Origin of the sequence: Burkholderia multivorans ATCC BAA-247, from assembly GCF_000959525.1 — a bacterium.
In the GTDB taxonomy this organism is placed as follows: Bacteria; Pseudomonadota; Gammaproteobacteria; order Burkholderiales; family Burkholderiaceae; genus Burkholderia; species Burkholderia multivorans.
Map to the genome: position 1 here is coordinate 1,356,076 of NZ_CP009831.1, position 25,819 is coordinate 1,381,894.

General features: G+C 67.9%; 21 protein-coding genes and 1 pseudogene. 12 read left to right on the forward strand and 10 right to left on the reverse strand.

Annotated elements, in window-relative coordinates; genetic code table 11:
- Window positions 1-4 precede the first annotated feature (4 nt).
- On the reverse strand, window positions 5-1,306 hold the full coding sequence (locus NP80_RS08295) for a UDP-N-acetylglucosamine 1-carboxyvinyltransferase (RefSeq protein ID WP_006403538.1): 1,302 nt from the start codon (window positions 1,304-1,306) through the stop codon (window positions 5-7).
- A 223-nt stretch (window positions 1,307-1,529) separates the two neighbouring features.
- On the reverse strand, window positions 1,530-2,837 hold the full coding sequence (gene shiA / locus NP80_RS08300; protein ID WP_006411823.1) for a shikimate transporter: 1,308 nt from the start codon (window positions 2,835-2,837) through the stop codon (window positions 1,530-1,532).
- A gap of 354 nt (window positions 2,838-3,191) precedes the next feature.
- On the opposite strand from shiA, the gene NP80_RS08305 reads away from it, so the two are divergent.
- A complete protein-coding gene (locus NP80_RS08305; protein ID WP_006403536.1) occupies window positions 3,192-4,319 on the forward strand; it encodes a 4-hydroxyphenylpyruvate dioxygenase family protein in 1,128 nt (375 codons plus the stop codon).
- Window positions 4,320-4,418: 99 nt separating this feature from the next.
- On the opposite strand, the gene NP80_RS08310 is transcribed toward NP80_RS08305, so the two are convergent.
- The 3 genes from NP80_RS08310 to NP80_RS08325 all read right to left on the reverse strand — a co-directional run bounded on the left by NP80_RS08310 (window position 4,419) and on the right by NP80_RS08325 (window position 7,364).
- Window positions 4,419-5,753 carry a type II toxin-antitoxin system HipA family toxin gene (locus tag NP80_RS08310; protein ID WP_006411827.1) on the reverse strand — a complete coding sequence of 445 codons (1,335 nt, stop codon included), beginning with the start codon at window positions 5,751-5,753 and terminating at the stop codon, window positions 4,419-4,421.
- 2 nt (window positions 5,754-5,755) lie between these two features.
- Window positions 5,756-6,241: a helix-turn-helix transcriptional regulator gene (locus tag NP80_RS08315; protein ID WP_006403534.1), complete on the reverse strand. Its 486-nt coding sequence runs from the start codon at window positions 6,239-6,241 to the stop codon at window positions 5,756-5,758.
- A gap of 463 nt (window positions 6,242-6,704) precedes the next feature.
- Window positions 6,705-7,364 (reverse strand): cation diffusion facilitator family transporter, encoded by a 660-nt coding sequence (locus NP80_RS08325; RefSeq protein ID WP_006411822.1) that lies wholly within the window; start codon window positions 7,362-7,364, stop codon window positions 6,705-6,707.
- Between the two features lie 262 nt (window positions 7,365-7,626).
- Between NP80_RS08325 and NP80_RS08330 the strand changes: the two genes are divergently transcribed.
- The 11 genes and pseudogenes from NP80_RS08330 to NP80_RS31390 all read left to right on the forward strand — a co-directional run bounded on the left by NP80_RS08330 (window position 7,627) and on the right by NP80_RS31390 (window position 18,888).
- On the forward strand, window positions 7,627-8,640 hold the full coding sequence (locus NP80_RS08330; RefSeq protein WP_045593349.1) for a DNA-binding protein: 1,014 nt from the start codon (window positions 7,627-7,629) through the stop codon (window positions 8,638-8,640).
- 124 nt (window positions 8,641-8,764) lie between these two features.
- Window positions 8,765-9,385: a TetR/AcrR family transcriptional regulator gene (locus NP80_RS08335; RefSeq protein ID WP_006408872.1), complete on the forward strand. Its 621-nt coding sequence runs from the start codon at window positions 8,765-8,767 to the stop codon at window positions 9,383-9,385.
- 217 nt (window positions 9,386-9,602) lie between these two features.
- On the forward strand, window positions 9,603-10,646 hold the full coding sequence (locus NP80_RS08340; RefSeq protein ID WP_006408871.1) for an NADP-dependent oxidoreductase: 1,044 nt from the start codon (window positions 9,603-9,605) through the stop codon (window positions 10,644-10,646).
- 78 nt (window positions 10,647-10,724) lie between these two features.
- The gene (locus NP80_RS08345) at window positions 10,725-11,024 is read left to right on the forward strand and encodes a putative quinol monooxygenase (RefSeq protein ID WP_006403529.1); all 300 of its coding nucleotides are present in this window, start codon (window positions 10,725-10,727) and stop codon (window positions 11,022-11,024) included.
- A gap of 123 nt (window positions 11,025-11,147) precedes the next feature.
- Complete coding sequence (locus tag NP80_RS08350) at window positions 11,148-11,603, forward strand: (2Fe-2S)-binding protein (RefSeq protein ID WP_006397045.1); 456 nt, start codon at window positions 11,148-11,150, stop codon at window positions 11,601-11,603.
- A 1-nt stretch (window position 11,604) separates the two neighbouring features.
- A complete protein-coding gene (locus NP80_RS08355) occupies window positions 11,605-13,824 on the forward strand; it encodes a xanthine dehydrogenase family protein molybdopterin-binding subunit (protein ID WP_006408867.1) in 2,220 nt (739 codons plus the stop codon).
- A gap of 14 nt (window positions 13,825-13,838) precedes the next feature.
- Window positions 13,839-15,143 (forward strand): c-type cytochrome, encoded by a 1,305-nt coding sequence (locus NP80_RS08360; protein WP_006408869.1) that lies wholly within the window; start codon window positions 13,839-13,841, stop codon window positions 15,141-15,143.
- Window positions 15,144-15,336: 193 nt separating this feature from the next.
- Window positions 15,337-16,782, forward strand: coding sequence for an NAD-dependent succinate-semialdehyde dehydrogenase (locus tag NP80_RS08365; protein WP_006403526.1), 1,446 nt, complete (start codon window positions 15,337-15,339; stop codon window positions 16,780-16,782).
- A gap of 207 nt (window positions 16,783-16,989) precedes the next feature.
- Window positions 16,990-17,619 (forward strand): annotated as a pseudogene (locus tag NP80_RS29070) (ISNCY family transposase); the annotation flags it as partial.
- Window positions 17,620-17,746: 127 nt separating this feature from the next.
- Entirely contained in the window at window positions 17,747-18,721 is a 975-nt protein-coding gene (locus NP80_RS08370) for a DUF72 domain-containing protein (protein ID WP_006408874.1), read from the forward strand.
- Entirely contained in the window at window positions 18,718-18,888 is a 171-nt protein-coding gene (locus tag NP80_RS31390) for a hypothetical protein (protein WP_006397039.1), read from the forward strand. The genes NP80_RS08370 and NP80_RS31390 overlap by 4 nt, the downstream gene beginning before the upstream one ends.
- A gap of 66 nt (window positions 18,889-18,954) precedes the next feature.
- Here NP80_RS31390 and NP80_RS08375 read toward each other — a convergent pair whose 3' ends face one another.
- From NP80_RS08375 to xylA, 5 genes are all read right to left on the reverse strand, one after another.
- On the reverse strand, window positions 18,955-20,172 hold the full coding sequence (locus tag NP80_RS08375; protein WP_006397038.1) for a sugar ABC transporter permease: 1,218 nt from the start codon (window positions 20,170-20,172) through the stop codon (window positions 18,955-18,957).
- On the reverse strand, window positions 20,169-21,728 hold the full coding sequence (xylG, locus tag NP80_RS08380) for a D-xylose ABC transporter ATP-binding protein (protein WP_006409871.1): 1,560 nt from the start codon (window positions 21,726-21,728) through the stop codon (window positions 20,169-20,171). The genes NP80_RS08375 and xylG overlap by 4 nt, the downstream gene beginning before the upstream one ends.
- A 69-nt stretch (window positions 21,729-21,797) precedes the next feature.
- The gene (xylF, locus tag NP80_RS08385) at window positions 21,798-22,826 is read right to left on the reverse strand and encodes a D-xylose ABC transporter substrate-binding protein (protein ID WP_006397036.1); all 1,029 of its coding nucleotides are present in this window, start codon (window positions 22,824-22,826) and stop codon (window positions 21,798-21,800) included.
- Window positions 22,827-22,967: 141 nt separating this feature from the next.
- Window positions 22,968-24,446 carry a xylulokinase gene (xylB, locus tag NP80_RS08390; RefSeq protein WP_006409867.1) on the reverse strand — a complete coding sequence of 493 codons (1,479 nt, stop codon included), beginning with the start codon at window positions 24,444-24,446 and terminating at the stop codon, window positions 22,968-22,970.
- Window positions 24,447-24,450: 4 nt separating this feature from the next.
- Window positions 24,451-25,773 carry a xylose isomerase gene (xylA, locus tag NP80_RS08395; RefSeq protein WP_006409872.1) on the reverse strand — a complete coding sequence of 441 codons (1,323 nt, stop codon included), beginning with the start codon at window positions 25,771-25,773 and terminating at the stop codon, window positions 24,451-24,453.
- Window positions 25,774-25,819: the final 46 nt, after the last annotated feature.

Below are 25,819 nucleotides of genomic sequence, written 5' to 3' on the forward strand. Positions count from 1 at the left end.
TGCATTACTCGCTGCTCGTCCACTCCACATTCGCGCCGACCGAGCGCAGGTTCTCGACGAAACGCGGATGCGCGCGCCGGATCGGCAGCGCGTTCATGATTTCGGAGCGGCCTTCGATGCTCGCGGCGACCATCAGCAGCGCAATCGCGACGCGGATGATGTACGGGCTCTCGACACGCGCCGGCGTCAGTTGCAGCCCGCCGAACGTGATCAGCCGGTGCGGATCCGACAGCAGCACGTGCGCGCCGAACTTCGACAACTCGCCGGACCAGCCGAGCGCGCCGTCGTAGACCTTGTTCCAGAACATCGCGCTGCCTTCGGCGCGTACGCCGAGCGCGATGAAGATCGGCAGCAGATCGACCGGCAGGTACGGCCATGGCGCGGCCTCGACCTTGGTCAGGATGTTCTGCGTGAACGGCCGGCGCACGCGCAGCGGGCCGTCGCGCTCGGCGCGCGACCAGCCGTCGCGGTGCGTGACCTGAACGCCGAACTTCGCGAACGTGCGGTCGATCAGCGGAAAGTGCTCGGGCGACGAGTTACGCACGGTGATGTCGCCGCCGGTGATCGCGCCGAGCGCGAGGAACGTTGCGATCTCGTGGAAATCCTCGGCGAAGCGGAATTCGCCGCCGCCGAGCTTGCTGCCGCCCGTGACGCAGAGCCGCGACGTGCCGATGCCCTCGACCGCGACGCCGATCATCGCGAGGAACTGGCAGAACTCCTGCACGTGCGGCTCGGACGCCGCGTTCATCAGCGTCGACGTGCCGTTTGCCGCCGTCGCGCACAGCGCGAAGTTTTCGGTGGTCGTCACGGACGCATAGTCGAGCCAGTGATCGTTGGCCGTCAGCGGGCCGTCGGCACGTACGATCAGCGAATCGGACGTGCGCTCGATGTGCGCGCCGAAGCGCTCGAACACCTCGACGTGCGGATCGATTTCGCGCACGCCGAGCGTGCAGCCTTTCACGTCGTTCTCGAGCCGCGCGACGCCGAAGCGCGCGAGCAGCGGCGGAATCAGCATGATCGACGAGCGCATCGCCTCGGGCAGGCGATGGACGGCCGGGTCGAACGTCGTGTTGCGGTGATGGAGTTCGAGCAGGCCGGTCGTGAAATCGACCGACACGTCGCTGCCGAGCGTGCGGAAGATATCGAGGATCTTGCGCACGTCGGTGATGTCCGGCACGCCGATCAGCCGCAGCGGCTGGTCGGTCAGCAGGGTCGCACAGAGGATCGGCAGGACGGCGTTCTTGTTCGCGGACGGCTTGATGTCCCCGCGCAGCGGGGTGCCGCCGTGGACGATGAGATTCGACATGATATGGGGGCGTATCGGTGGCTGACGTAGGCCCATATGATGCCATTGGTCGGCGCAGGGCGTGGAGGGTTCGGACGGGAAAAGCGGCTATCTGCCTGCGGGTTGACAGTGTTTGACTGCTGCATTGCACGTTGCGCCGCACTTGCGAGGCGCGCGCCGCCGGCGAGCAAAAAAGCAGCGGCCGGCCACGATCAGGGCCGGCCGTCGCGTTATCGCAAAGCGATCACTGCGCAGCCCGCATCCGCGCTGCCACCACGAGCGAAATCAGGCAGCCGGCCGCTAGATAACCGGCGACGAGGTGCCACGAGCCGCCGGCCAGGCTGACGAGGCCGACCGCGATGAACGGCGTGAACCCGCCGCCGACGACGCTCGCGAACTGGTAGCCGACGCCCGCGCCGCTGTAGCGATACTCGGCGCCGAACAGTTCGGTGAACAGCGGCTGCTGGACGCTGACGACCATGTCGTGCGCCGCGTTCGCGAGCAGGATCGAGAACAGCACGATCCATACGATCGACCGCGACTCGAGCGCGACGAAGAACGGCACCGCCGATGCAAGGCCGATCAGCGCGCCGATCAGATAGATGCGGCGCAGCCCGAAGCGATCGGCGAGCCACGCGAAGCACGGAATCGTCACGCAGCTCACCGCGCCGACCAGCAGCCCGATGTTCAGGAACAGATCGCGCGACATGCCGAGGTTCGACGTCGAATAGCTGAGCGCGAACGCGGTGACGATGTACATCGTGAACAGCTCCGCGAGCCGCAGCGCGACGATCAGCAGAAACGCCTTCGGATGACGCGTCAACGCTTCCAGTACGGGCAGCCGCAGCTTGCGGTGGCCGTGCTCGACCTTCTCGACGAACTCCTGCGACTCGTCCATGCTCTTGCGCACCCACAGCCCGATCAACACCAGCACGATGCTGAACACGAACGGCAGGCGCCAGCCCCAGGTCTTGAACGCGGCGTCGCCGAGCGTGTGGCTCAGGATCGACACGATGCCGGTGGCGAGCACGAGCCCGACGCCGTAGCCGACCTGGACGCCGCTGCTGTAGAACGCCTTCTTCTGCTTCGGCGCACTTTCGACGGCCATCAGCGCCGCGCCACCCCATTCGCCGCCGACCGCGAAGCCCTGGATCGCACGCATCGCGACCAGCAGCACGGGCGCCCACCAGCCGATCGTCGCGAACGTGGGTAGCAGCCCGATCGCGACCGTCGACAGCCCCATCAGCATCACGGTCAGCACGAGCATTCGCTTGCGGCCGAGCCGGTCGCCGTAATGGCCGAACACGACGCCGCCGAGCGGACGGAACAGGAAGCCGACGCCGAACGTCGCGAACGCCGCGAGCGTCCCCATCGTCGGACTTACTTTCGGAAAGAACTCGGCGTTGAATACGAGCGCGGCCACAATCCCGTACAGCAGGAAGTCGTACCAGTCGACGACGGCGCCGACGAAGCTGCCGATCGCGGCCTTGCGGGCCTGGGTGCGTGCCCGGGCGCCGGCAGCGGCGTCGAGGGTGTCGAAGGTCGGGGTCATGTTGATGTCTCCTGGCACGGGCGCATCAGGCTCGCGGGCCGGTGCCGCGCCGATGCTGCATTGAGTCGATGAGTGAACGGAGAATAGGGCGCGCGCCGCACGCCGGCAATTGGCCGATCGGTCGAGTTGCGCGATTATCGTTCAATTGCGTGCGTTTATCGAACGCTTTTGGGGTTTGCACTGAGCGGCCCCGGCAGTTGGCCGTTCGGCCAGGGTGTGCCGCCGTGAACGATCTGGTTAAAATCTGCACCATCGAAAGTTCGCCCGGCGCCGGCGGATGTCGGCCGTCTCGGCGGCCCGACATGCGGTTGCGCCGGGCCTCGTCCCCATAGAATGCATCCCTCGGAGACTGGAATGTCCGGCAATCCCCATCCACTGTCCAGCGATACGCCGCCCGTCGACGATCCGGCCGCCAATCCGCTCGGGATGGCGGGGCTCGAGTTCGTCGAGTTCGCGGCGCCGGTGCCGGACGCGCTCGCGCAGCGTTTCGAACAGCTCGGCTTCAAGGCGATCGCGCGGCACGTCAGCAAGGCCGTGACGCTGTATCGGCAGGGGCAGATGCATTTCCTGATCAACGCGGAACCGGACTCGTTCGCCGCGCGCTACGCCGAGGAATACGGGATGGGCGTCTGCGCGATCGGCATCCGCGTCGCGAATGCGCGGCGGTCGTTCGAACGCGCGATCGAACTGGGCGCGTGGGCGTTCGAGGGCGAGCGCGTCGGCGTCGGGGAGCTGAAGATTCCGGCGATCCAGGGCATCGGCGATTCGCATCTGTACTTCGTCGATCGCTGGCGCGGGCGCAACGGCCAGCGCGGCGGCGTGGGCGACATCTCGATCTTCGACATCGATTTCCGGCCGATCGACATCGCCACCGCGCACACCGATCTCGATTTCGCGGGCACCGGGCTGCAGCAGGTCGACCATTTCACGCAGACGGTCGGCGCCGGGCGCATGCAGGAGTGGCTCGACTTCTATCACGATCTGCTGCACTTCCGCGAGATTCACGAAATCGATGCGCACTGGCACGTGTCCGAGGAGTCGCGCGTGATGGTGTCGCCATGCGGCGCGCTGCGGATTCCGGTGTACGAGGAAGGCACGCGCCGCACCGAGCTGATGCACGCGTATCTGCCCGACCATCCGGGCGAGGGCGTGCAGCACATCGCGCTCGCGACGGACGACATCGTTGCGTCGGTCGACGCGTTGCGGGCGAACGGCGTCGAGTTCATCGAGCCGCCCGCGCGCTACTACGACGAGGTGGACCGGCGGTTGCCGGGGCACGGCGTCGATCTGGACGCGCTACGCCGCCGCGCGGTATTGATCGACGGCGAGATCGGGGAAGACGGCGTGCCGCGGCTGTTCTTCCAGACGTTCGTCAAGCGCCGGCCCGGCGAAATCTTCTTCGAGATCGTGCAGCGCAAGGGGCATCACGGTTTCGGCGAAGGCAATCTCGCGGCGCTCGCGCGCGCCCGCGACGCAAGCTGAACGCAGGCGCCGCCTGCTGCGCCCGGCCGGTCGGTCCGGCCTTCCGCGCTTTGCCGATGCGTGTGCGGGCGTGCGGGGAGGCTGCCGCGCCGCGCCGCGCTACGCGGCGATCAGCTTGCGGCTCTGGCGTCGCATGCCGTCGAAGATCGCATCGGCGACATCGGCCGGAAAATCGGCCGGCAGGCGTGCGCCGACTTCGGCAATCACCGGTTCCGTGCGCGCCGCGACGGCGGCGAGCGCGGTACGTACGTCGTCGTCGGACAGGCCGACGCGCCGTCCCTGCGCGATCCAGTGGCGCGGCTGGATGTCGGCGATCGCGTAGTGACGATTCTTGCCGCTGACGGCCATCGCGAGTCGCGCGCGACGCGGTGCCAGCTGGTTGCGGCGCGTGCCGATGATCGGATGCGCGGACAGCACGTCGTACAGCGGCGTGCTGCGATACGTGTTGCCGGGCAGAAGCGCGATGCTGAAATTCTTGGCGTGGCCGTCGATCGCCGCGAGTACCCAGAACACGAGCTGCGCGACGAAGAAGTTCATCCGGTCGCGCGCGGCATCGACCGAATTCGCGAGGATGCCCATGATCGTGTCGATGCCGGGGCCGCCGTCCGATTCGTATTTCGCGGCCGGCGGCGTGCCGGTCGCCTGGCACATGTCTTCCTGCGGCAGCCGCAGGATCCACGTGCCGTCGCGCGACAGCCGGCGATCGAAGCGCTCGACGATCAGCACCTTCTGATCGTCGAACTGGCCGATGTCGCAACGCGCGACCGGCAGGCCATAAGCGGCGACGATCTTCGAGCACAGCCACTCGTTTTCGACGGACGTGCGCATGTCGGCCTGCATGTTGCCGACGCGCCCGAGCGGCAGCTTGAAGATGTGCGTCGTCGGCGTGCTGCCGGACGGCACGAGCCAGCGGTTGCCGTGACGCAGCAGCGCCGTCTTTTCCTGCGCGCCGGCGATCGACAGCCGCAGGTCGGCCTCGTGTTCCGCATGACCGGGCAACGGCGCGGCGGTCGACTGGCGCAGCACATCGGCGACCGCCGCGTCGTCGAGCACGGTGCCTTCGATCGTGTCGAGGTCGACCGGCGTTTCGTCGGGCGGCAGCAGTTGCAGGGCGCCGACGCAGTCGCGGCCGATCGACGCAAGCAGCTCGAACGGCGAGGTCGAGCCGAGCCGGTAGCGTTGCGCGATGCGGCGTCGAATCGGCTGACTGTCCGGCAGCAGGTTGTCGAAGTAGCCGGCGACGACCGCGCCGTGATGCGGCTGGTTGCCCGGCGTGAACGGCAAAGACAACGACAGCGGTCGCCCTTGCGGATCGTCGATCCATGTCGGCAGATAGACGAGGCGCTCGACGCCGCGCCAGACTTCCCAGTAGCCGACCGGGATGCCGTTCATCCATAGATCGAGGCGATCGTGGCGGGTGGTGCGGACGACCATCGTTACCAGTCCTCCCGCTTTGCGACGCGGCGTTTGCGCGGCGTGGCGGGCGTCCGTTTGCCGGCGGCGCCGACGGGCGTTTTCGCTGCGGGTGCGGTTGCAGCCGTGCCGGCAGCGGCCGGTGCGGACGACGAACGCCGGCGCGCCGGCCGTTTGTTCGGTGCAACCGGTGCATCGGGGAGGGGCGCGGTGTCGGCCGGTGTCGAGTCGCGTCGGCTATTCGCGCGCGTCCGAGCGTTGGCGGTAGCGGCGGTTTGCGCGACACCGGCCGAAGCGGCCGGATCGAGCGACAGACGCACGCCGAGCACGTTCAGCACTTTGAAGAGCCGTTCGATGCTGACTGCAGACGGATTCGCTTCGAGCTGCGCGTACGTTTGCTGCGTGACGCCGAGGCGGGCCGCGAGTTGCGCCTGCGTGAGCCCGGCCGATTTGCGGAAGCCGACGAGGATCGGGCGCAATTGGGCCAACGTCTGAACGGGGAAGGACATGGGCGCTCCGGCGAAATACAGGCGATCGTTTGTCATCGAAGAATACAGTCTATGGTGTGTATCGGCAAAATACAAACTACAACCTGTATTCGACAAAAACAAACGATAGCCTGTCAGATCGAAGCGCGTGATACGACGAGACGAAACGCCGCGCAACGGTTCGCGGCTGTCCGAGCGACCGTCGTGGCGTCAGCGAGCCATGGCAACGTCATCGTCGAGTGACGCCTTGCCGGCACCCTCGGCTGCCCAAGCGGACTACGCAAACTGTTGCCGCAGCCGCAGGAAGTGCCGCTGTTTCGGCGGTATCAAATGAAGAAAAGGAGGGCGGCGACCGGTGCCTTGCTCCGGCTGTCGACAATCGATGCCGTCACCGCCGTGCGATGACGGCAGGCGCCGCGCTCGATCCACCGCACCGCCTCGACAGAACGATTCCGCCCGCTCGCCGTCCGTATCGACGTCACGATCACCGGATCGAACGGCTCGCCCACGCCGCCAGACCCGGCCAATACGCGCAGGCCCGCCGAACGAAACCCGCGCCGGTCCGGATCACGATCGCGCCGATCGCCAGCGCGGCGAGATCGTCGATGCGGCCGAGTCCCACCCACGCCGCACTCATCGCGACCGTCGCGAGCAATGCCGACAACGCGTCGGCGCGCACATGCCAGCCGTTTGCTTCGAGGAGCGCCGAACCCGTTTCCCGCGCCCTGGCGAGCAGCCACCGCGACAGCGCGACCTTGCCGACGAGCGTCACGACTACCAGTGCCAGCGGCACCGCGCCGGGCGCTACGCGCGGCGGCGTGTCGAAGTGCGTCGCCGCCTGCCAGATCATTTGCAACCCCATCGCGACGAGCAACGTGCCAAGCCCGGCAAGGGCGATCGGCTCGAACGTCGGTCGGCGCTCCGGCGGCAGCCGTGCGTCCATGCGGCAGGCGACGAGAAGCAGCGCGTCCGCGGCGAGATCCACCGCGGCGTGAAGCGTGTCGGCGAGCAGGCCGGATGAGTGCGCCGCCCATCCGGCTATGAGTTCGGTCGCGAGCAACAAGGCGTTGATCGCGAGACCGATGGCGAGGGCGCGGGAAGTGGCGGTGTGGAGATGAGGCGTGACGCGTGTCGGACGCTGCATGGCGAATTCGTCTGTCGAATCGGGAGCAGCCTCGAACGCTACCGGCCGATGGTGGCACGCGCATGACGGAGCGCAGCGAACGACCTGGAACCGGCGCGAAAGGAAGGAGGTGCCATGGCGACGCCGATGCAGACTCGCCACCGCGCGAAGCGGCATAGCGAATTTCGACATTATAGAAGTAATGTCAAATACTGCGCCCGAAATAATTGAAAATCCAACGGATTACGTTATATTATTCACGAAAATCCTCCGCGCACCCGCCATGTCCGACCTGACTGCCGACGAATCCCGCCTCATCGCCGAAATCGACCGCCTGAAGGCCGCCTTCCCGAAAACCCGCGAGCTTTACCGCGAGGTCTGCGCGCTGCTGTTCTTCCGTTTCGGCATCACGCCGACTGCGAACCGTCTGTATCAACTCGTCCGCAAAGGCAGCATGAGCACGCCGACGGCCGTACTCGGCGAGTTCTGGGCCGAATTGAGGGAAAAGAGCCGCGTGCGCATCGAACACCCGGACCTGCCGGCCGACTTGCAGGCCGCCGCCGGAGAATTGGTCGCGACGTTGTGGAGCCGATCGTCGGCCGATGCGGCCGCCGCGCTCGACGCACTGCGCGCCGAAGTCGAAGCCGAACGGGCAGCGGCCAAGGCCGACGTCGCCGCCTTGCAGTCGGAGCTGGCCCGCACCGAAACCGCGCTCGAGCAGCGCACGGCCGCGTTGCTCGCGGCACAGGTGAGGATTCAGGAGCTGGAGCAGGCGAGGGCGGCCGACGACGCCACGCGCCGCGCCCAGCAAGCCGAAATCGAACGCCTGAAGGCCGATAACGCGGAAGGCGATCGCGCGCTCGCCCAGGCGCGCGCCGACTTCACCGCACAGCTCGATCGGCTGCGCGACGATGCGAGCCGGGCGGAAGAGCGTCTGCGCGCGTCGGAGCGGCGTGCGCTGCAGGAAATCGATCGCGAGCGGCAGGCGGCCGCACGACTGCAAAAGGAACTCGACGCGACGAACGCGCGCGCCGACGAGCGCGACGCACACCTTCGCCGCGAAATCGGCGCGCTGCAGGCGCAGCTTGCCGACAGCCAGCATCGCTGCGGCGTACTGGAAGGGCAGCTCGACGGTGCACGCGCTGCACAGGCGGCAAGCGCCGCCGAGCTCGACGCGCTGCGTGCCGAGCGGGCGTCGGCATCGCGCGTGACGGCGCGTCGCGGCCCGATCCGGCCGATGTCGGCCGTACGCCCCACAAAACCGATCGCGCGGCGCCGCGTGCCCAAACCGGCATGAGGCAAAACAAACCGGAAGCAGGCCAACGTTCACGGCGACCCACAAGGCGACCAAACTGCAACGCGCGAGACGTCGCGCCAACGGCGTTAGACGACCGGTCTAATCGCTGCTACCATACGCCATCATGAATGCATCCTCGGGCGCGGAAGTCCGCCAGCACATCCTCAATATCGCGAAGCCGATCATGCTCCACAAGGGGTTTTCGGCGGTCGGGCTGAACGAGATTCTCGCTGCGGCGGGCATCCCGAAGGGGTCGTTCTACCATTACTTCGGCTCGAAGGAGGCGTTCGGCGAAGCGCTGCTCGAGTCGTATTTCGAAGGCTACCTGGAGCATCTCGACAACCTGTTCGAGCGCCAGCCCGGCACGGGCGCCGAGCGGATGATGACGTACTGGAGCAATTGGCTGCACACGCAGTGCGCGGACGATCCCGAGGGCAAGTGCCTCGCGGTGAAGCTGGGCGCGGAAGTGTCCGACCTGTCCGAGGCGATGCGCGCGGTACTGCGACGCGGCACGAGCCACATCGTCGAACGGCTGGCGGCATGCATCGAGGCCGGCCTCGCGGACGGTTCGCTGCGCGGCATCGAGGATCCGCCGCACACCGCCGCGCTGCTGTATGAGCTGTGGCTCGGCGCGACGCTGCTGGAGAAGATCCACCGCAACCGCAAGCCGCTCGAAACCGCGATGGCCGCGACGCGGCAGCTGCTGAACCTGCCGCCGTCCGCGCCCGACGAGGTGCGGACATAAGCGGGCGCGCTACGGCGCGCCTTGTTTTTACCTATCACACTAGACGACTGGTCTACTCATGGCGATCGCGATTCCTCCCCCGTTTTTGCCCTCGCAGCATTCGCGCCCGCAAGGGCAGCGGGGCGATCGCAGCGCATCGTGGATCGCGCGTAGTCCGCTCGTCCTTTCCTGATTCGATCGCGTGCGTGCACACGCATCCTTGTTGACGGAGGCTCACATGTCGCAAAGCAAGACCGCAAACCGCCGTATCGTCCTCAATTCGCGCCCGGTCGGCGCGCCCACCGCCAACGACTTCCGCCTCGAAACCGGCGACGTGCCGACGCCCGGCGCCGGGCAGGTGCTGCTGCGCACGGTATGGCTGTCGCTCGATCCGTACATGCGCGGCCGGATGAGCGACGCGCCGTCGTATGCGCCGCCCGTGCAACTTGGCGACGTGATGGTCGGCGGCACGATCAGCCGTGTCGTATCGTCGAACCTGCCGGCGTTCCGCGAGGGCGACCTCGTCGTCGCGGCGGGCGGCTGGCAGGACTATGCGCTGTCCGACGGCAGCGACCTGATTCCGCTCGGCCGCGATTTCCCGCATCCGTCGCGCGCGCTCGGCGTGCTCGGCATGCCCGGATTCACCGCGTATACGGGGCTGCTCACGATCGGCGAGCCGAAGGCTGGTGAAACGGTCGTCGTCGCGGCCGCGAGCGGTGCGGTCGGCGCTGTCGTCGGCCAGATCGCGAAGCTGAAGGGTTGCCGCGTGATCGGCGTCGCGGGCGGCGCCGACAAATGCGCGTACGTGACCGGCACGCTCGGCTTCGACGCGTGCATCGACCATCGCGATCCCGCCTTCGCGAGCCAGTTGAAGGCAGCCTGCCCGAACGGGATCGACGTGTACTTCGAGAACGTCGGCGGCGCCGTGTTCGACGCGGTCTGGCCGCTGCTCAACAACCACGCGCGCGTGCCGGTGTGCGGCTTGATCGCGCATTACAACGACACCGCGCTGCCGGCCGGCCCCGATCGTCTGCCGAAGCTGATGACGACGATCCTGAGCAAGCGCATCCGCATGCAGGGTTTCATCATCCTCGATTACTATGCGACCGGCTATGCGCCGTTCCTGAAGGACATGAGCGAATGGGTCGCGCAGGGCAGCGTGAAGGTGCTCGAGGACGTGATCCCCGACCTGACCGACGCGCCGGCCGCACTGATCGGCCTGCTCGCCGGCAAGAACTTCGGCAAGGTCGTCGTGCGCGTCGGCCCCGACGAACTCGTGTAACCGTTCCACGCATTCGCGGACCGGCGCCGGAAGACGTCGGCCCGCTACGTTGTCGATCGCTTTTTCAAAGGAGAAATCATGGCGCTCTACGTGATGGCCTCGCTGTTTCCGAAACCCGAACACGCGCAAGCCGTCGAGGCCGAACTGCGCAGCATGGTCGCGAAGACGCGGACCGAACCGGGCAATCGCCAATACGACCTGTTCCGCGAAGAGGGCGGCTCGCCGAACCTGCATCTGTTCGAAGTCTACGACGACCAGGCCGCGTTCGACGCGCACCTCGCGAGCCCGTACTTCGTCGCGTTCCGCGACAAATCCGCCGACTGGTTCGCGTCGCCGCCGGTGATCAAGGTGCTGAGCGGCATCGACGTCGCCGACTGACGTATCGCGTACCGCGCCCCGTCGCGACGGGGCCGCATGCAGCCGCCGCGCCCGCGCGCGGCGGCGACGACGACACGGCGCATCCAGCGCGCCGCTTCCCCACACACCGGCCCCGGAGGCTGAATGGTCACTCTGAACATCAACGGCGAGACCCGCACGGTCGACGCCCCCGACGACATGCCCTTGCTCTGGGTGCTGCGCGATCTGGTCGGCCTGACCGGCACCAAGTTCGGCTGCGGCATCGCGCAGTGCGGTGCGTGCACCGTGCATCTCGACGGCGTCGCCGCGCGCTCGTGCGTGTTGCCGGTCGCGGCGGTCGCGGGCCGCAGGATCACGACGATCGAAGCCGTCGGCGCGACGCCGGCCGGCCAAAAGGTCCAGCAGGCATGGCGCGCACTCGACGTCGTGCAGTGCGGCTACTGCCAGTCCGGCCAGGTGATGGCGGCCGCTGCGCTGATTGCGTCGAACCCGAAGCCGAGCGACGCCGACATCGACGCCGCCATGGCCGGCAACATCTGCCGCTGCGGCACGTACCATCGGATTCGCGCGGCGATCAAGCAAGCCGCGCAGGAGGCCTGACATGTCGCGCGGACTGATCGAAGCAGGCCATGCCGGCGCCGCCATGTCGCGCCGTTCGTTTCTGCGCTTCGGCATGTCGCTCGGCGCGGCGGCCGGCGGCGGACTGCTGCTCGGCTTCAGCCTGCCGGCCGCGGGCGACGATACGCGGCGCTCGGTGATCGGCGGCGACGCGGACGAACCCGCGCGGGCGGGCGTGTTCGCGCCCAACGCATTCGTGCAGATCGACCGCAGCGGCCGCGTCACGCTCGTGATGCCGAAGGTCGAGATGGGGCAGGGCGTTTACACCGCGCTGCCGATGCTGATCGCGGAAGAGCTCGAGGTGCCGCTGTCGAGCGTGACGCTGGATCATGCGCCGCCGAACGAAAAGCTGTTCCTCGATCCGCTGCTCGGCGGCCAGTTGACCGGCGGCTCGACGTCGGTGCGCTACGCATGGGAGCCGCTGCGTCGCGCCGGTGCGACCGCGCGCGTGCTGCTGGTGTCGGCGGCCGCGAAGCAATGGAACGTCGACCCGGCTGCCTGTCACGCGGAGAACGGCGAGGTGCGCCATCCGCCGAGCGGTCGCCGCGCATCGTACGGCGAGCTCGCGGACGCGGCTGCAAAGCTGCCGGTGCCGACAGACGTCGCGCTGAAAAAGCCCGAGCAGTTCAAGCTGATCGGCACGCCCGCGAAGCGCCTCGATTCGCCGGAGAAAGTCGACGGTGTCGCGCAGTTCGGACTCGACGTGCGGCTGCCCGGGATGCTCTATGCGGTGATCGTGAACAGCCCGGTGTTCGGCGGCACCGTTGCGAGCGTTGACGATACGGCCGCGAAGAAGATTCCCGGCGTGCGTCAGATCGTGCGCGTCGACGACGCCGTCGCGGTGGTCGGCGATCACACGTGGGCGGCCAAGCGCGGCGCATCGGCGCTGGTCGTCAAATGGAACGAAGGCGCGAACGCCAACGTGTCGACGAAGGATCTGTTCGCCGATCTCGCGCAGGCTGCCGCGAACGGCAAGGGCGCGGTCGCTCGCAAGGACGGCGACGTCGACCATGCCTTCTCGAACGCGAAGACGCGCGTGGACGCGGTGTACGAACAGCCGCTGCTCGCGCACGCGACGATGGAACCCGTGAACTGTACCGTGCACGTGCGCAGCGACGCCTGCGAGGTGTGGGTCGGCACGCAGGTGCCGACGCGCGCCCGCGACACCGCGCAGCGGATCACCGGCCTGCCTGCCGAGCGCATCGTCGTGCACAACCACCTGCTTGGCGGCGGCTTCGGCCGCCGGCTCGAAACCGACATGATCGGCCAGGCCGTGAAGATCGGCAAACAGGTCGGCGCGCCGGTGAAGGTCGTGTGGACGCGCGAAGAGGACATCCAGCACGACATGTACCGGCCGTGCTACCACGACCGGATCTCGGCCGCGCTCGACGCGAACGGCAAGCCGATCGCATGGCGGCACCGGATCGTCGGCTCGTCGATCCTCGCGCGCTTCGCGCCGCCGGCTTTCAAGGACGGTGTCGATCCCGACGCGGTGGAGGTGGCGATCGATCTGCCGTACGACGTCCCGAATCAGCTGATCGACTACGTGCGACAGGAGCCGCGCCATGTGCCGACCGCGTTCTGGCGCGGCGTCGGGCCGACGCGCAGCACCTTCGTCGTCGAAAGCTTCATCGACGAACTCGCCGCGCAGACCAAAACCGACCCGGTCCAGTACCGGCGCGCGCTGCTCGACAAGACGCCGCGTGCGCGCAACGTGCTCGACATCGCGACGAAAGCGGCCGGGTGGGGCGCGGCCTTGCCGCAAGGGCAGGGCCGCGGCGTCTCGGTGATGCATGCGTTCGGCAGCTTCTTCGCGATCGTCGCGGACGTCGCGGTCGACGACGGTGAAGTGCGCGTGACGCGCGTCGTCTGCGCGGTCGACTGCGGGATGACCGTGAACCCGAACACGATCGAGGCGCAGGTGCAAGGCGGCATCATCTTCGGCATCACGGGCGCGCTGTACGGCGAAGTGACGATCGAGAACGGCCGCGTGACGCAGCGCAACTTCACCGACTATCGCGTGCTGCGGATCAACGAGACGCCGCCGATCGACGTGCATATCGTGAAGAGCGGCGAAGCGCCGGGCGGGATCGGCGAGCCCGGCACCGCGGCGACGGCCGCGGCCGTCGCGAACGCGATCTTCGCGGCGACCGGCAAGCGGCTGCGCAAGCTGCCGATCGGCAACCAGCTGAAAACGGCCTGAGGGGAGCGGCGACCATGCGAAACCTGGACCTGAGTGCGCGTGCGCTTTGCGCGTCGTTGCTCGCGCTGTCGGCACTGGTGACCGCGACGACCGCACACGCGGCGCAAGCGGCGCCCGCCGACAGCGCACTCGTCGCGCGCGGGGCCTACCTCGCGAAAGCCGGCGACTGCGTCGCGTGCCACACCGCGCCGCGCGGCACGCCGTTCGCGGGCGGCCTGAAGATGGTCACGCCGATGGGCGCGATCTACACGACGAACATCACGCCCGACACGGAAACCGGTATCGGCGGCTATACCGAAGCGGAGTTTGCCGACGCGTTGCGCAAGGGTGTCGCGAAGGACGGCCATCGGCTGTATCCGGCGATGCCGTACCCGTCGTACGCGAAGCTGAGGGACGACGACGTGAAGGCGTTGTATGCGTACTTCATGCACGGCGTCGAACCGGTGAAGCAGGCGAACCGGGCGTCCGACATTCCGTGGCCGCTCAACATGCGCTGGCCGCTCGCGTTATGGAACATGGTGTTCCTCGACACGACGCCGTACGCGGACAAGCCGGCGAAGGACGCGATGTGGAACCGCGGCGCCTATCTCGTGCAAGGGCTCGGCCACTGCGGCTCGTGCCATACGCCGCGCGGTGTCGGCTTCCAGGAGAAGGCGCTCGACGAAAGCGGCACGGCGTTCCTGTCGGGCGCGTCGATCGACAACTGGTTCGCGTCGAACCTGACGGGCGAGCACAATACGGGGCTCGGCCGCTGGAGCGAGGCCGACGTCGCGCAGTTCCTGAAAACCGGCGCAAACCGGCACGCGACGGCGTTCGGCTCGATGGTGAGCGTGATCAACCACAGCACGCAGGAACTGACCGGCGACGATCTGGCGGCGATCTCGCGCTACCTGAAGTCGCTGCCCGCGGCAGGCGGCACGGGCGCGCCCGAGTACCGCTATGATGCGAAGGCGACGCAGGCTGCACTGGCGCGACCGTCGGCCGATCCGGGCGCAAAGGTCTATAGTGCGTACTGCGCGCATTGCCACGGCACGGACGGGCGCGGCTACGCGCCGCTGCTCGCACCGCTCGCCGGCAATCCGAACGTGCTCGAACGCGATGCGTCGTCGCTGATCAACGTGACGCTGAACGGCAGCGACACGCTCGTGATCGACGGCGTGCCTTCCGCGTATCCGATGCCGGCGTTTGCCGGCCAGCTGAACGACCGGCAGATCGCCGACGTGCTGACGTTCATGCGTGCCGGATGGAGCAACGGCGCGCCGGCCGTGCAGCCGGCGGATGTCGCGAAGCTGCGCAAGGCGACCGCCGCCGCACAATGAGTGCCGTGCGGATCGTCGGCGACACCGATCCGCGATCGCATGCCGGCCAGTGCCGGCCGGCATGCCGACCGAACCGCGGGCGACGAGCCCGCACCGAACGCCGCCGCGCGCATTGCGCCGGCGACGCCCCTGATAACCGGCGTGCCGCCGTCCGCGGCGGCACGCTTTTTCGACGTAAAGCAGAGGTGTCTGGATGGCAAACGTGACTTATACGGATACGCAACTCCTGATCGACGGCGAGTGGGTCGACGCCGCGAGCGGCAAGACGATCGACGTGGTAAACCCGGCGACCGGCAAGGTGATCGGCAAGGTGGCCCACGCGGGCATCGCCGATCTCGATCGTGCGCTGGCCGCCGCGCAGCGCGGCTTCGAAGCATGGCGGAAGGTGCCCGCGCACGAACGCGCGGCGACGATGCGCAAGGCCGCGGCGCTGGTGCGCGAGCGCGCCGATACGATCGCGCAACTGATGACGCAGGAACAGGGCAAGCCGCTTACGGAGGCGCGGATCGAAGTGCTGTCAGCGGCCGACATCATCGAATGGTTCGCGGATGAAGGGCGTCGCGTGTACGGGCGCATCGTGCCGCCGCGCAACCTCGGCGCGCAGCAGACGGTCGTGAAGGAGCCGGTCGGCCCGGTCGCCGCGTTCACGCCGTGGAATTTCCCGGTGAACCAGGTCGTGCGCAAGCTGAGCGCTGCGCTCGCCACGGGCTGCTCGTTCCTCGTCAAGGCGCCGGAAGAAACGCCCGCATCGCCGGCCGCGCTGCTGCGCGCGTTCGTCGACGCCGGCGTGCCGGCGGGCGTGATCGGCCTCGTGTACGGCGATCCGGCCGAGATCTCGTCGTACGTGATTCCGCACCCGGTGATCCGCAAGGTCACGTTCACCGGTTCGACGCCGGTCGGCAAGCAGCTCGCGGCGCTCGCCGGTCAGCACATGAAGCGCGCGACGATGGAGCTCGGCGGTCACGCGCCGGTGATCGTCGCCGAGGACGCGGACGTCGCGCTGGCGGTGAAGGCGGCCGGCGGCGCCAAATTCCGCAACGCGGGGCAGGTCTGCATCTCGCCGACGCGTTTTCTCGTCCACAACAGCATTCGCGACGAATTCACGCGCGCGCTCGTCAAGCATGCGGAGGGGCTGAAGGTCGGCAACGGGCTCGAGGAAGGGACGACGCTCGGTGCGCTCGCGAACCCGCGCCGGCTGACTGCGATGGCGTCGGTCGTCGAAAACGCGCGCAAGGTCGGCGCGAGCGTCGAAACCGGCGGCGAGCGGATCGGCTCGGAAGGCAACTTCTTCGCGCCGACCGTGCTCGCGAACGTGCCGCTCGAAGCGGACGTGTTCAATAACGAGCCGTTCGGTCCGGTCGCGGCGATCCGCGGCTTCGACAAGCTCGAGGATGCGATCGCCGAAGCGAACCGGCTGCCGTACGGTCTGGCCGGCTACGCGTTCACGCGCTCGTTCGCGAACGTGCATCTGCTGACGCAGCGGCTCGAAGTCGGGATGCTGTGGATCAACCAGCCGGCGACGCCGTGGCCCGAAATGCCGTTCGGCGGCGTGAAGGATTCGGGTTATGGCTCGGAGGGTGGTCCGGAAGCGCTCGAGCCGTATCTCGTCACGAAGTCGGTGACGGTGATGGCGGTTTGACGGTGGTTTGATGAAGGACGGACGCATGCGCCGCCGGTGGGTGGCGTGTGCGGTCTGTGGGGATGGAGTTCTGGTTTGTTTTGGGAGATTCATAATTTGACATAAGGTGAATTATCACACCAAACGGTTGTAGCGGCTAAGTTGTAATGTCCGCTTTCGTGCCGCGTAAGCTATCCGGCCGCCGGTTGTCCGGCGCCGGGAGCTTCGATGGCTGCGACAGAACGGATCACGATGACGATGCGAGAACTGGACCGATTCAAGGTTATTCAGGACGTGGCGGACGGCAAGCTCAAGCCGTGGCGCGCGGCCGAGCGACTCGGACTGACGACGCGGCAGATTCGGCGACTGGTTGGCCGACTGCGGGAGCACGGGCCGCAAGGTCTCGTGTCGCAGCGGCGCGCGAAGCCCAGCAATAACCGATTGGACGCCGTGACGGCCGACCGGGCACTCTCGATCATCCGCGAACGCTATACCGACTTCGGGCCGACGCTGGCCTGCGACGAGCTCCGGGAATGCCACGGCGTCCCGCTCGCCAAGGAAACGGTACGGCGGCTGATGACGGACGCTGGCTTGTGGATTCCGCGCCGGCAGCGTCCGCCGAAGGTCTACCAGCCGCGGGCGCGACGCGCGTGCCTGGGCGAGCTGATCCAGATCGACGGCAGCGAGCATGCGTGGTTCGAGGATCGGGCGCCGCAATGCACGTTGCTGGTGTACGTCGACGACGCGGCCAGCCGGCTGATGCAATTGCACTTCACCGCGACCGAGTCGACGTTCAGCTACTTCGAGGCGACACGCGCGTACCTCGAGCGCCACGGCAAGCCCCGTGCCGCGTGGGCGCTCGAAGCCCGCATAGCGACGCGCGACCCAATGCAGGCGCACTCGGTGCCCGCCCCGCATGCCGTCCCAGGAACGACCCTTGCTCACCTGATCCCGATCGAGACCCCATCGACATTCGAACATCGACGTGAAAAAGACATCAGGCGAGATTCGAATCGGCATTTCAGGCTGGCGCTACGCGGGATGGCGCGGCACGTTCTACCCGCAAGGACTGAAGCAGGCAGCGGAGCTGCGCTACGCGTCGAGCCTGATGCAGACGATCGAAATCAACGGAACGCATTACAGCCTGCAATCGCTGGACAGCTGGCAGCACTGGTACGCACAGACACCGCCGGGATTCACGTTCAGCGTAAAAGGCGCCCGCTACCTGACGCATCTGCTGCGCTTTCGCGACGAAGCGGCGACGGTCGGCGCCGCCAACTTCTTCGCACAGGGCGTGCTTGCGCTGAAAGACAAGCTCGGCCCGATCCTGTGGCAGTTCCCGCCCTCCCTGCGCTTCGACGCGGAGCACATCGAGCGCTTCCTGACACTGCTGCCGCACGATACCGAAGCGGCGCTCGCGTTCGCCGAACGGCATGACGCGCGCGTGAAGACGCCCTACCTCAGGATCGACCGCAAGCGCCGCTTGCGTCACGCGATCGAGGTGCGCCACGAGAGCTTCATGGATCCGGCGTTCATAAAGCTGCTGCGCCGCCACAAGGTCGCACTCGTCGTGTCGGATTCGACCGAGCCATGGCCGCAGTTCGAGGATCTGAGCGCGGATTTCGTCTATATGCGGCTGCACGGCACCGAAACGAAATATTCGGGCGAATACTCGGATGCCGCGCTCGACCGCTGGGCGAACCGAATCGACGCATGGCGCCGCGGCACGCAGCCTGCCGACGCACGGCTCGCCGCGCCGGAACTGCCGCCGCCGCGCGCGCAGACGCGCGACGTGTACTGCTATTTCGACAACGATGCGAAAACGCACGCGCCGTTCGACGCGCAGCGTCTGATGGAGCGCCTCGGCCTGCATGCACACGCGGCGGCGACGGCCGACGACGGCGCCGCCGCGGCCGTCGCCGAACACGATGAACCCGAACCGCAAGGAGAAAAACGATGACTCTGCTTATCTACCTGGTCGGATGGATCATTTTCATCGGCGGCGTCGCATGGGGATTGATGACGCTGCATGTGTCGCAGCACATCATCGAGATCGTCGCCGTCATCCTGTTCGGCATCGCCGTGATCACGGGCGCGACGCGCGCACGCAATCGCGACCGGTCCTAGCGCGATGCGTGCGTGCGCACGACCGCTCTGCGCACGCACGTCGCATCGTTCGCGGCCCACCACGTCTCAGCGCCGGTTCGATCGCGACACGACGTCGATCCACACCGCGAGCACCAGCACCGCGCCCTTGACGATCATCTGCCAGTACGCGTCGACGTCGAGCATCGACATCCCGTTGTCGAGACTCGCCATCACGAGCGCGCCGATCAGCGCGCCGTACACGGTGCCCGACCCGCCGCGCATCGACGTACCGCCGATAAAGCACGCGGCGATCGCGTCGAGTTCGCCCATCGTGCCGGCAGACGGCGATCCTGCAGCGAGCCGCGCGGTGTTCACGATCCCCGCGAACGCGCACATCAGCCCCATCAGCGCGAAGATCGCGAGCTTCACGCGGTCGGTGTCGACGCCGGACAGCCGCGTCGCCTCGAGATTCGATCCGACCGCATAGATGCGCCGGCCGAACACGGTCTGCGTCGCGATCCACGAGAACACGCCGAGCAGCGCGAGCAGCAGCAGGACCGGCACCGGAATGCCGCCGTAACGGTCGAGCGTCGCAACGAACGCGAACAGCACGGCACCCGCGCCGACGACCTTCGCCGCGTCCTGCCACACCGGCGCGACCGCGAGCCGGTAGCGGCGCCGCGTGCCGCGCTGACGCACGACGAGCAGCGCGACGAGCGCGAACAGCAGCAGCGCGAGGCCGTCGCCGACGGCGCGCGGCAGATAGCCCTGCCCGATGAACACGAAGCCGTCCGAGACCGGCGCGATGGTCGAACCGCCGGTCACGCCGAGCAGCACGCCGCGAAACGCGAGCATCCCGCCGAGCCCGACGATGAACGACGGCACGCGCCGATAGGTCGACCACCAGCCGTTGAACAACCCGATCAGCACGCCGAGCGCGAGCACGGCGGGCACGGTCGCGGCTACGGGCCAGTGGCGGTTCACGTCGAGAATCGCCGCGACGCCGCCGAGCAGCCCGAGCAGCGAACCGACCGACAGGTCGATCTCGCCCGCGATGATGACGAACACCATGCCGCACGCGAGCATCCCGGTGATCGACATCTGCCGCAGCAGGTTCGACACGTTGCGCGGCGTAACGAACGCGCCGTCGGTCAGCACCGAGAAGAACAGCCAGATCGCGGCGACCGCGAACAGCAGCGCGAGCACCTTGTAGCGGACGAAGATCTGCCGCAGCGGCCGGCCCGCGCCGCGGCGCGCGTCGGCACCGGGCGCACCGCCCGGCGCGCCGGCGGAAGACGAAGAGGAAGACAGTTCGGTATTCATGTCGCACTCGTTGCGGTGGGTTCGGTCGGGCGCCGGCCGGCTTTCAGCGCGGCGCCGAGAATCTGTTCCTGCGTCAGGCCGTCGTTGACGAAATCGCCGCGCAGCTCGCCCTCGCCGATCACGAGCACGCGATCGGCAAGCCCGAGCACCTCGGGCATCTCCGACGACACGACGATCAGCGCGACGCCGCGTTTCGCAAGCGCGAAGATCAGCCGGTAGATCTCCGCTTTCGCACCGACGTCGACGCCGCGCGTCGGCTCGTCGAGAATCAGCACCTGCGGGTCGGCGAGCAGCATGCGCGCCAGCACGGCCTTCTGCTGATTGCCTCCGGACAGGCTCGCGATCGGCAGGAACGGATGCGCGGCACGCACGGACAGCCGCTGCATCTCGGTGCGGATCGCGTCGAGTTCGGCGGCCTCGTCGATCCGCCCGCGCGCCGCGAAGCGCCGCAGCACCGACAGCGTGATGTTGTGGCCGACGCCGAGCTGCGGAACGATGCCGTGCCGCTTGCGGTCCTCGGGCACCATCGCGATGCCCGCGCGGATCGCATCGCCCGGCGCACGGATCGCGAGCGGCCGGCCGTTCATCCGTACGTCGGCCGCGCACGCGCCCGGATACGCGCCGAAGATCGCCTGCATCAGCTCGGTACGCCCGGCGCCGACGAGGCCCGCGACGCCGAGGATCTCGCCGCGCCGCACGCTGAACGACACGTCGTCGACGCGCTTGCGGCGCGGGTTCGTCACGTCGTAGCAGGTCACGTTGCGCACATCGAGCACGACGTCGCCGATCTCGTGTGGCTCGCGCGGATACAGGTTGCGGATCTCGCGGCCGACCATCATCGAGATGATCCGGTCGGTCGTCAGCGCACGCATCGGCTCGGTCGCGACGTGGCGGCCGTCGCGGATCACGGTGACCGTGTCGCAGACGGCTTCGACCTCGTCGAGCTTGTGCGAGATGTACACGCACGCGACGCCGCGCCGTTTCAGATCGCGGACGATGTCGAGCAGGATGCGCGTCTCCGACGCGCTCAGCGACGACGACGGTTCGTCGAGAATCAGCAGCTTCGCGCGCTTGTTCAGCGCCTTCGCGATCTCGATCAATTGCTGATGGCCGCCGCCGTAGTTCATCACGGGCTGCGCGACGTTGATCGCGTCGATCCGCAGTTCGCGCAGCAGCGCCTCGGCGCGTCGCACCATCTCGGCATAGTGCATGCGCCCGCCGGGCAGCGTGATCTCGTTGCCGAGGAAGATGTTCTCGGCCACCGACAGTTCGGGCACGAGCATCAGCTCCTGGTGAATGATCACGATGCCCGCGCGCTCGGTATCGCGCACGCCGGATGCGACGAGCGGCGCACCTTCCCAGCGGATCTCGCCCTCCCACGTGCCGTGCGGATAGACGCCCGACAGCACCTTCATCAGCGTCGATTTGCCCGCGCCGTTCTCGCCGCACAGCCCGACGCATTCGCCGGGCCGCACGGTCAGGTCGATTCCGTCGAGCGCCTTCACGCCGTCGAAATCCTTGACGATGCCGCGCATCGTCAGCAAGGGTTCGGTCATACGTTCGTGCCTCGCAGTGTGCGCGCGGCCGCACCCGGCACCCGCGGCCGGCCGCGCGCGTCGCGCCGCTTACTGGCTCGCCAGCTGCGCCTGGGTGTAGAAGCCGTCCTTCACGACGACGTCGACGTTGCGCTTGGTCAGCAGCGTCGGCTGCAGCAGCACGGTGTCGACCTTCTTCTTGCCGTTGTCGTATTGCGCGTTGTACGCGGGCTTCGTACCCTTCGCGAGATCGACCGCGAGCTTCGCCGCTTCGCCGGCGATCAGCTTCAGCGGCTTGTAGACGGTCATCGTCTGCGTGCCGGCGATCACGCGCTTGACGGCCGCGAGATCGGCGTCCTGCCCCGACACGGGCACCTTGCCGGCCAGATGCTGCGCGGCGAGCGCCTGGATCGCGCCGCCCGCGGTGCCGTCGTTCGACGCGACGATCGCGTCGATCTTGTTGTTGTTCGCGGTCAGCGCATCCTCGACGATCCGCAGCGCGGTCGATGCGCTCCACTCCGGCACCCACTGCTGGCCGACGATCTTGATGTCGCCGCGGTCGATCGCGGGCTTCAGCACCTTCATCTGGCCGGCGCGCAGCATCTTCGCGTTGTTGTCGGTCGGGGCGCCGCCGAGCAGGAAGTAGTTGCCCTTCGGCTTCGCGTCGATCACGCCCTGCGCCTGCAGCTCGCCGACCTTCTCGTTGTCGAACGAGATGTATGCGTCGACGTCCGCATCGAGAATCAATCGGTCGTACGACACGACCTTGATGCCGGCCTTCTTCGCTTCCGCGACGACGTTGCCGAGCGTCTTCGAATTGAACGGCACGATCACGATCACGTCGACGCCGCGCGAAATGAGGTTTTCGATCTGCGAGATCTGCCGCTCCTCGCTCGCGTCGGCGGACTGCACGGACACCTTCGCGCCGAGCTTCGTCGCGGCGGCGACGAAATAGTCGCGATCGCGCGACCAGCGCTCGACGCGCAGATCGTCGATGCAGAAGCCGATCTCGGGCTTGTCCTTGCTCGCGTGCGCGAGCGGCGCGCCAAGCGCGAGGACCGCCAGCGCTGCGGCGCCGGCGAGCGAACTCAATACGGTACGACGCGTCACGGATCTCATGTCTCCACTCCTCTTTATTGGACTACCTCGATACGCCGGGCGGGCGCCGGAATGCGCCGCCCGCTTCGAGCCATTGCAGGCCCCGCGCCATCGCGCGGCAGCCCCGCCGGCGGCCCGAGTTCCGGCGGTGCGAACGGTGCGTCACGCGCCGGCCGCGAATACGGGTTCGAGCGCGCGATACAACGCGCGAAACGTCGGCCGCCGCACGTCGCGATACCACGCATGGCGCGCGCGGTCCGGCTCGCGTACCGCCAGCACGGGCGGCTGCGGACACACGATGTCGAGCGGCACATCGGGTTCGACCGCGAGCCGCGCAAGCCGCGCGGCACCGAGCGCCGGGCCGACGTCGCCGCCCGCGCGCAGCGTCAGCGCGCGGCCGGTCAGATCGGCGAGCATCTGCGTCCAGTACGCGCTGCGCGAGCCGCCGCCGATTACCGTGATGCCGTCCGGCACGAGCCCCGCCGCATGCAGCGCGTCGATGCCGTCGAGCAGCGCGAAGCCGACGCCTTCGAGCGTCGCGTTCGCGAGATCGGCGCGCCGCGTATCGGCCGTCAGCCCGTAGAACACGCCCTTCGCATTGACGTCGTTGTGCGGCGTGCGCTCGCCGCTCAGGTAAGGCAGGAACCATGGGCGCGCATCGCGCGCGTTCGCCTCGGCATCCGCGAGCAGCGCCGCGACGCCGTCGTAGCCGGCGAGCTGCGCGGCAAAGTCGATGCAGCCCGCCGCGTTCAGCATCACGGACATCAGGTGCCACGTGTCGGGCAACGCATGGCAGAAGCTGTGCACCGCCGATTCGGGATTCGCGCGAAAGCCGTCCGACACCGCGAAGTAGACGCCCGACGTGCCGAGCGACAGCAGCGCATCGCCGGGCCGCACGATGCCGACGCCGACCGCGCCGGCCGCGTTGTCGCCGCCGCCCGCAATAACCGGAATCTCGCGCAGCCCGAGCGTGCGCGCGACGTCGGGCAGCAGCATGCCGGTGATCCGGTTGCCTTCGAACACGGCCGGCATCTGCGCTTGCGACAGTCCGCAGGCCGCGAGCAGCGTGTCGTCGTACGCGCGCTTCGCGACGTCGAGCCACAGCGTGCCGGCCGCATCCGACGGATCGGTCGCGAACGCGCCGGTCAACCGGTAGCGCAGATAGTCCTTCGGCAGCAGCACGTGCGCGATCCGCGCGAACACGTCGGGTTCGTGGCGGCGCACCCACAGCAGCTTCGGCGCGGTAAAGCCCGGCATCGCGATGTTGCCGGCGACCGCACGCAGCGACGGCGCCGCGCGTTCGAGCTCCGCGCACTCCGCATCCGCGCGGCCGTCGTTCCAGAGAATCGCGGGACGCAGCACGTCGCCGCGCGCGTCGAGCAGCGTCGCGCCGTGCATCTGGCCCGTGAGCCCGAGCGCGGCGATGTCGCGCGCGTCGATGCCGGCCGCACGTGCATCGGCGACGAGCGCCGCGAGCGCACCGCACGCAGCGTCCCACCAGTCGTGCGGCGCCTGCTCCGACCAGCGCGGCTGCGGCCGGCTCACCGTCAGCGGCCGCGTCGCGCTCGCGCGCACCGTGCCGTCGCGGTCGAGCAGCACGGCCTTTACGCCCGACGTGCCGAGATCGAGTCCGATGTACATGGCGTCAGCGCAGCGCGTAAATCGCCTGATTCACGATGTTCTCGAGCCGCTCCTGCGCGCCGCTCGCATGCTGCGGGTTCACGCCGCGCGCGAGCGCGTCGGCCGCGAGCGATTCGAGCGTATAGCCGCCCGACAGGATCTTGCGGCCGAACGCGTCGTCCCACTGCGCGTAGCGCTGCCGGCGCATCGCTTCGAGCCGGTCGTTCTCGACGAGCACGGCCGCGCGTTCGACGGCGAGCGCGAGCACGTCGATCGCGCCGACATGTCCGTAGAACAAATCTTCCGGATCGACACTCTGACGTCGCACCTTCGCGTCGAAGTTCATGCCGCCGGTCGTGAATCCGCCGTGACGCAGGATCTCGTAGAACGCGAGCGTGAGCTCCTCGACGCTGTTCGGAAACTGATCGGTGTCCCAGCCGTTCTGCGGATCGCCGCGGTTCGCGTCGACGCTGCCGAACACGCCGAGCGCGAACGCGTTCGCGATTTCGTGATGGAACGAATGACCGGCGAGCGTCGCATGGTTCGCCTCGATGTTCACGCGGATCTCGTCCTGCAGCCCGTATTGCGTGAGAAAGCCGTGCACGGTCGCGACGTCGTAGTCGTATTGATGCTTGGTCGGCTCCTGCGGCTTCGGCTCGATCAGCAGCGCGCCGCGAAAGCCGATCCGGTGCTTGTGCTCGACGACCATCGACAGGAAGCGCGCGAACTGCTCGCGCTCGCGCTTCAGATCGGTATTGAGCAGCGTTTCGTACCCTTCGCGGCCGCCCCACAGCACGTAGTTCTCGCCGCCGAGCCGGTGCGTCGCGTCGAGCGCATGGCGCACCTGCGTCGCGGCCCATGCGAAGACGTCCGGGTTCGGGTTGGTCGCGGCGCCCGCCGCGAAGCGCGGATGCGAGAACAGGTTCGCGGTGCCCCACAGCAGCCGCACGCCGCTCGCCTGCTGGCGCTCGCCGAGATAGTCGACCATCCGCGCGAAGTTGTCGACGTACTCGCGCAGGCTGTCGCCTTCCGGCGCGACGTCGGTGTCGTGGAACGTGTAGAACGGCGTGCCGAGCTTCGTGAAGAACTCGAATGCGGCATCGGCCTTTTGCCGCGCGCGCTCGAGCGCGTCGCCCGGCTGCTGCCATGGCCGCCGGAATGCGCCCTGCCCGAAAATGTCGTGACCGGGCCACACGAAGGTGTGCCAGTAGCAGACGGCGATCCGCAGATGTTCCTCGAGCGTCTTGCCAAGCACGCGCTTCGTGCGGTCGTAGTGGTGATAGGCCAGCGGGTTGTCCGACTGCGGCCCTTCGTAGCGAATCGCGGGAATGTGTTCGAAATACGACATGGCGTCTCCGTCCGGTGTCTTGTTGCAGCGCAGCGTGCGTCGCGTC

Bases quoted from the DNA above. Each gene is read 5' to 3' on its own strand.
- NP80_RS08295 (WP_006403538.1), bottom strand. From the start codon at position 1,306: ATGTCGAATCTCATCGTCCACGGCGGCACCCCGCTGCGCGGGGACATC.
- shiA (WP_006411823.1), bottom strand. From the start codon at position 2,837: ATGACCCCGACCTTCGACACCCTCGACGCCGCTGCCGGCGCCCGGGCA.
- NP80_RS08305 (WP_006403536.1), top strand. From the start codon at position 3,192: ATGTCCGGCAATCCCCATCCACTGTCCAGCGATACGCCGCCCGTCGAC.
- NP80_RS08310 (WP_006411827.1), bottom strand. From the start codon at position 5,753: ATGGTCGTCCGCACCACCCGCCACGATCGCCTCGATCTATGGATGAAC.
- NP80_RS08315 (WP_006403534.1), bottom strand. From the start codon at position 6,241: ATGTCCTTCCCCGTTCAGACGTTGGCCCAATTGCGCCCGATCCTCGTC.
- NP80_RS08325 (WP_006411822.1), bottom strand. From the start codon at position 7,364: ATGCAGCGTCCGACACGCGTCACGCCTCATCTCCACACCGCCACTTCC.
- NP80_RS08330 (WP_045593349.1), top strand. From the start codon at position 7,627: ATGTCCGACCTGACTGCCGACGAATCCCGCCTCATCGCCGAAATCGAC.
- NP80_RS08335 (WP_006408872.1), top strand. From the start codon at position 8,765: ATGAATGCATCCTCGGGCGCGGAAGTCCGCCAGCACATCCTCAATATC.
- NP80_RS08340 (WP_006408871.1), top strand. From the start codon at position 9,603: ATGTCGCAAAGCAAGACCGCAAACCGCCGTATCGTCCTCAATTCGCGC.
- NP80_RS08345 (WP_006403529.1), top strand. From the start codon at position 10,725: ATGGCGCTCTACGTGATGGCCTCGCTGTTTCCGAAACCCGAACACGCG.
- NP80_RS08350 (WP_006397045.1), top strand. From the start codon at position 11,148: ATGGTCACTCTGAACATCAACGGCGAGACCCGCACGGTCGACGCCCCC.
- NP80_RS08355 (WP_006408867.1), top strand. From the start codon at position 11,605: ATGTCGCGCGGACTGATCGAAGCAGGCCATGCCGGCGCCGCCATGTCG.
- NP80_RS08360 (WP_006408869.1), top strand. From the start codon at position 13,839: ATGCGAAACCTGGACCTGAGTGCGCGTGCGCTTTGCGCGTCGTTGCTC.
- NP80_RS08365 (WP_006403526.1), top strand. From the start codon at position 15,337: ATGGCAAACGTGACTTATACGGATACGCAACTCCTGATCGACGGCGAG.
- NP80_RS31390 (WP_006397039.1), top strand. From the start codon at position 18,718: ATGACTCTGCTTATCTACCTGGTCGGATGGATCATTTTCATCGGCGGC.
- NP80_RS08375 (WP_006397038.1), bottom strand. From the start codon at position 20,172: ATGAATACCGAACTGTCTTCCTCTTCGTCTTCCGCCGGCGCGCCGGGC.
- xylG (WP_006409871.1), bottom strand. From the start codon at position 21,728: ATGACCGAACCCTTGCTGACGATGCGCGGCATCGTCAAGGATTTCGAC.
- xylF (WP_006397036.1), bottom strand. From the start codon at position 22,826: ATGAGATCCGTGACGCGTCGTACCGTATTGAGTTCGCTCGCCGGCGCC.
- xylB (WP_006409867.1), bottom strand. From the start codon at position 24,446: ATGTACATCGGACTCGATCTCGGCACGTCGGGCGTAAAGGCCGTGCTG.
- xylA (WP_006409872.1), bottom strand. From the start codon at position 25,773: ATGTCGTATTTCGAACACATTCCCGCGATTCGCTACGAAGGGCCGCAG.